At 51.1% G+C, this 5824-nt stretch carries 4 protein-coding genes and 1 pseudogene; 1 reads left to right on the forward strand and 4 read right to left on the reverse strand.

From position 1 onward, the window contains the following. A pseudogene (locus ACXLDX_RS14075) lies at nucleotides 1-390 on the reverse strand (metallophosphoesterase); the annotation flags it as partial. 236 nt (nucleotides 391-626) lie between these two features. Between ACXLDX_RS14075 and ACXLDX_RS14080 the strand changes: the two are divergent. Next, a complete protein-coding gene (locus ACXLDX_RS14080) occupies nucleotides 627-902 on the forward strand; it encodes a hypothetical protein (protein WP_457577822.1) in 276 nt (91 codons plus the stop codon). A 266-nt stretch (nucleotides 903-1168) separates the two neighbouring features. Here ACXLDX_RS14080 and ACXLDX_RS14085 read toward each other — a convergent pair whose 3' ends face one another. The 3 genes from ACXLDX_RS14085 to ACXLDX_RS14095 form a co-directional block, all read right to left on the reverse strand. After that, nucleotides 1169-3508, reverse strand: coding sequence for an FAD-dependent oxidoreductase (locus ACXLDX_RS14085; RefSeq protein WP_457577823.1), 2340 nt, complete (start codon nucleotides 3506-3508; stop codon nucleotides 1169-1171). A 63-nt stretch (nucleotides 3509-3571) separates the two neighbouring features. Further along, entirely contained in the window at nucleotides 3572-5212 is a 1641-nt protein-coding gene (locus ACXLDX_RS14090; RefSeq protein ID WP_457577824.1) for a glutamate synthase-related protein, read from the reverse strand. After that, on the reverse strand, nucleotides 5170-5824 hold a 655-nt coding region (locus ACXLDX_RS14095; RefSeq protein ID WP_503417360.1), incomplete at its 5' end, for a class II glutamine amidotransferase domain-containing protein. The genes ACXLDX_RS14090 and ACXLDX_RS14095, both read right to left, overlap by 43 nt.

A 5824-nucleotide genomic window follows, 5' to 3' on the forward strand; every position in this document is an offset into this window, starting at 1 on the left:
GTAGCGATTTCGCCAGTTGGTGTGGAAGGGGAGCTCTTTGTCGGGGGGGATTTTGATTCCGGCAGGGTCAAGGATTGGTGGTGGGACGGCATCAAGCCATTCCTTGTCAAACACGGTCAGCGATTCGCTGCAGCCCTTAAATGGCAGACCCAGGTGGACCTCCCTGGGTCTGTATAACAGGGATTGGTCCTTCCACCAGCCTTTTTTAGTCAGGTCAAGAAATCCCTCATTGGGCCAGCCCCGTATCTGATCAATATAATGGGATTTTCCTGCTCCGGGAGGGCCTGTGACTACAAGCTGGAGAAATTCAAGACCAATGGGCAGATCAACCCCGCGGATGTTCTGCAGTTCATTTATGGGTGTGAGAATTTTTTTTAAGGGGTCTTTCATTTCACTGATTTTTTATGGAGTACGATTCAAGGGATACAATTCTATGATTTTATTGCCCCTTAACTCCATCTAATTTACCTGTTAAAGGGAACGTATTACCAGGAAAAAGCATATTCTGAATTTTCTTTATGGTGAGCATAAAAGAGAAAATGTTGAAAAAGTACAGAAAAGCGGTATGTTGTTAGGTGTTGTTGACGGATCCGGGAACTTTAAGGAACAGAGAAAGGAGCGGGAAAATGGAAATAATAATTGGCTCAATCCCTCCCCTGAAAGCGGAAGGAAAAAAACCGCCGCCGGCCGCAACCCAGTCAATTGAAGCCCAGCTTCTCCATGTCCGTCCACCCCGAAGAGGTGTTGCAGGTCCTTCTGGGATGGAGCGCAGGACAAAGCAGGCAAAAGACCCGAAGCGGGGCAGGGTGTTGACTATAATGGTTCCGGATGAACGCCTTCTCCCTGCAGATATTGACACAGCCAGATACGATGTGAGTATCCGGCTGATCCGCCGGTCATAACCTGTTTTCTAATAACGTCTGGAACGCAGCCTGATGAATCGTAATTTCTGTTCAAAGGTAATTGCTCACAGGCACCCCAGCTTTTCACGGTCTCTTTTGTCCGCATAGGTAGGCTATAGCGAACAAAAGAGCCTGCAAAAATCTGGGGCACCTGTGAACAATTACACTTCAGAGGTAATAAAATCATATAATTGCTACCCCTGTGAGTAGTTACGTTCAAAGGTGATAAAATCATAGAGTTGCCGCTCTCCGTGAACAGTTGGGCATCAGAATGTATTCATGGCCCAGATACCGCAGGGGCAGGTGTCCGCACAGAAACCACATGCAATACATTTTGTATCATCGGAAATATATTCATAGCCGTCTTCCTGCCCTGTCCCCAGGTCTCTGCGGGTAATTGCCCCGGTGGGACAGATTGTCTCACAGAGGTGGCAGTCCCGGCAGGAACCGCAGGAGAGACAGCGGTCAGCCTGGTCATTTTCCGTCTCACCTCTTTCCTCCGGTATATAATGGGTGATGGTCAACGCCTGCTGTGGAATGAGCTGCCTGTCAAAGGGGTGCCATTCAACGCCTTTTTCTGCGGCAATTATATATTCCGCGGCGGTTTTTCCCGCACCCAGGGCGTTGGTCGCAAGGCCGGGTTTCTCCACATCACCCACGGCAAGAATTCTGGAATCGGAGGTCACATGGGCTTTATCCGTGGTGATCCATGATGCACCTCCAACTGTGATTGTCTCAACCGATTTCGGTAAAAATGAGAGAGCAGGAACATCACCAATGGAAATAATAACTGTCTGGGCGGGGATTAATTCTCCCTCCTCGGTTACGAGACCTTCTTCTGTGACCTCTTTTGTGCTCACGGGCCACCTGAACCTGGCGCCGAGTGCCTCGGCCGCCTCTTTTTCCTTGCCAAAGGCCAGGGGCTTCTGGATATCCACCAGGGTTACCTTTTCCGCCCCGAGCCGGTAGGCTTCGCAGGCAACATCGCAGCCGACATTTCCTGCCCCGATCACGACAACTTCTCTGCCGACAGCCATGGGGTTTTCACTTTTGGCGGCTTTGAGGAAATCGAGGGCGGGAATGACCTTTTCGTTGCCGGGAAATTGAATTCTCCGCGGTTCGTGTGTACCCACGGCAACAACGACGTAATCGTATTCCTTCTGCAGTGCTGCAAATTTTTCCCGGGTCAGGGAAGTGTTGAACTTCACAGATATATTGGGTGTTTCAAGGAATCTTTTGATTTCCTGGTCCCAGATGGCCTGGGGAAGCCGTTCCCAGGGAATAACCTGGGCAAGTTTGCCGCCGATCTGATTGTCCTGTTCAAAAATTGTGACTTCAATACCTTGCAGAGCCAACTGCCAGGCAACGTTCATACCGGCCGGGCCTCCACCGATAACGGCAACTTTTGTTCCGGTGGGAGGCAGTGCTTCCGGTTTTTTTGAGGTGTTGACAGATTGTCCCAGGACTTGAACATCAATGGAGGTGTCCACATTTTGACGGCTGCAGTTTTCCATGCAGAGATTGGGGCAGACCGCACCGCAGACTGAAGCTGGCAGTGGCGTATACTGAAGTATCATCTCGTAGGCTTCATCTATCCTGCCCTCCCGTATCAGTCTGAGCCTGTCCACGGTGGGGATATGAATGGGGCAGTAATATGTACAGGGTGCGGCTGACTCGCAGTTGGCCCAGAAGGGCTTTCTGCGACGAAGGTCACCTGTTACAATGGTGTCAATGGGGGACCGTTCCAATCCCGGGGCTAGATCCCTCAGGGGATCGCCTCCAAAAGCTTTGTTCCAGTAATTGTTGCGAAACTCCGCCATGGGCATGGGCCCTGACCACATCAAAGCCCTTTCCTGGGGAGTGACTGTAAGCAGCATTCGCCACTCTTCCCTGACGGAGAGGGTTTTCAGAAGGTCGGTACGATTTATGTTATCGAGAAAACCGACCATGTTATCCATCAGCCACTGCCACTGGTCATCATCGGGATCAGCAAGTTTGGCATTTTGTGGCGGAAAGGAATTGTCTATTTTACCCCTGAAATAGATGGATCCGCCAACCATACCCACACATGGGCGGTAGCCGAGAATATTTTCAGGGTTTTTGGCATCAATACCACAGACAACGGCTATGCCTCCACAGTTGAATTCTGCAAAGGAGTCACCGGTGGAACCAAGAACCCAGAGTTCTGGTCTTTCATAATCGGGATTCCATTTGGTCATCGTCAGGCCACGGGCGCCAATGGAACCACCAATAAAAACCTTGCCGTTGGCCATGGCATTGCAGGCACCGTTGGTGGCGTCACCGAGGACTGTTATTTCTGCGCCAATGTTGAGATAGCCGACATCATCAGAGGTTGCACCTTCGCAGCGGATAGTCGTACCCGGCATTCCCATGCATCCCAGTCGCTGCCCTGAAGGTCCTTTGACAGTCAGGTGAATGCCACCTTTTTTCTGCAGCCTGATGCCGATATTGTGCTGGCCATAGGATTCAAGAACAAGTTCAGAGGCCCTGGGTAATTCTGCGGCTTCACGCACCAGCTTTTCAAACTGCATTGAGCTGATACGCCTGCCGTTTTCATCGCGACCTTTCACAACTGTTTTTATCACCACAAACTCCTTAAAATTTTACGAATCCGATTGGATATTTAAATCTTTTCCCATGTTGGCTGATCAGCAGACATATTTGATCTGCAGCCTGTCGGCCGCTGCCTTATCAGCAATGCCCAGGGCGTCCGACATGCCGATCGGCAGACTCTGGGAGCGTCCCAGGGGGGCCATGATCTTTTTCACCTCGGTACTTATGGACATAAAGGTGTCGGCGACTCTTTCGGCAACCAGATCGGGATCAAGCCTTCTGTAGAGCTTGGCGTTCTGGCTGGTGATACCCTTGGGGCATATGCCTATGTTGCAGACATTGCAGCGATTTTTTTCATTTCCCAGGCAACCTGCGGTGGCCTGCATGATATATTTGCCGATATGTACTCCTGAGGCACCCAGCATGATAAGGGCCATACCGTTCTGGGCAACATTACCGTTTTTCCCGATACCGCCGGCTGCAAAAATCGGTATTTCGTTCTGTTTCCCCTGGGCCGCAAGGTCAAGATAGCATTCCCGGACACAGGAGGCGATGGGATGACCTGTGGCATCCATGGAAACATTGTAGGCGGCCCCGGTTCCTCCGTCGATACCATCGATCATGAGACCAGCGGCATAGGGGTTGCGCACCAGGTTGTTCAGTACGGATTTAGCTGAAGTTGAAGCAGAGATTTTTGGATAAATGGGCACTTTATGCTCAAAAGCCATGGAAAGGGTCTGGATCATTTTCATGACACTTTCCTCAATGGAGTAGAGTGTCTGGTGAACCGGCGGTGAGGGAAGATCAACACCCTCGGGAACACCACGCAGCCGGGCGATAAGTTTTGAAACCTTGTACCACATCAGCAGGCCGCCATCGCCGGGTTTTGCGCCCTGGCCATATTTTATTTCAATAGCCGCCGGATCACACTGCATGTCCGGAATTGCCCTGATTATTTCGTCCCAGCCAAAATAGCCGGAGGCAATCTGCAGGATGATATATTTCAGATAGGGGCTTTTTAATACCCAGGGAGGACAGCCTCCTTCGCCCGTGCACATGACGACCGGAATTCCAAGGACCTCATTGCAGTACGCAACTCCCTGCAGCAACCCCAGCCACATGTTGGGCGAGAGAGCGCCAAAAGACATGGAGCCAATGACAAAAGGGAAAATTTCCCTGGTAGCCGGAATCCAGCCACCATTGATTTTCCTGTCAAGATAATCCTCAGGGGAGAGGATTCTGCCCAGGGTTGTGGTGATGGTGAACTCATGTCTTCCGGCATCCAGGGCAGGATCGGTCAACATGGAGATCCTGTCAAAGACAATCCGGTCAAGAAGGGTCGGGCCGGAGACATTGCGTCGTCCTCCCCGTTTCTTCGGTTCGCCTTTCTGGTTGTCAAAAAAGGTGGTGCGGTTTTCGTTTGTTCCGGGGACAGGCGTTATGGCATCATTTGGACAGACCATGGAGCACATGCCGCAGCCGATACAGGCGTGGGCCATATCGGTCTGCTGGCGGATCCCGGTAAATGTTCTGTAAGTGTTTCCCCTTTTCTTTCCCATCACATCAAGCTTTGGCAGACGCTGTCTCATATGGGAAAGGCGGATAGCTTCCTTGGGACAGACAGCAGTACACTGGCCGCAGAGCGTACACCTGTCTTCACGGTGTTCGATAATCCAGGGAAAATCTGTATAAGTTAAGCTGCCAGGGGTAACTGCAGCTGATCGTGTTGAGACCATATTAAAAGTTCCTTTCTGTCAGGGGGGACAATTACTGTGTGTTCACGCATTGGCTGAAAGTCGAGCGAGGGGTCGCGGTCGGGGATCATTGCATCGACTCCGCAGATCTCGGATGCAATTGCCCAGGTTCCTCTTTTACCCCCCACAGTTGCCGGCCTCAGTTTTTTCTGATCCATAACCAGCAGGCATGTTTCATCGGGCAGGGTGCCGATTACCGCGTTCGGGCCGTCTATGACCAGTCGTTTGCAGGCGTCGCGCAGTCCTTTGAGGAAGTCACCCTGGGGATGGCGGTTCAGTTCAGAGGTGCTCAAAGGAGTAATAATATGTTTATAGGCAGCCAGGGGGAGTTTCAGTTTTTTCAGGGTGTAATGGAGTATATGGGCAAAGACCTCACTGTCACTCTGATAACCCATGTAGCCGGGAATGTTTTTTCCAAGCAGCCATTCCTTGATGGGGACAAAGGCTGTATTTTCACCATTGGTCATAGTAGAAATACCCTGAATGAAGAAGGGATGACAGGCGTACAGGTTAATACCGTAATTGGTATTCTGGCGGCCCTGGGCCATACAGACCCTGGATTTAATCTGACCGTCATGCAGGCAGAGAGCATCT

Source organism: Desulfomarina sp. (genome assembly GCF_054039375.1).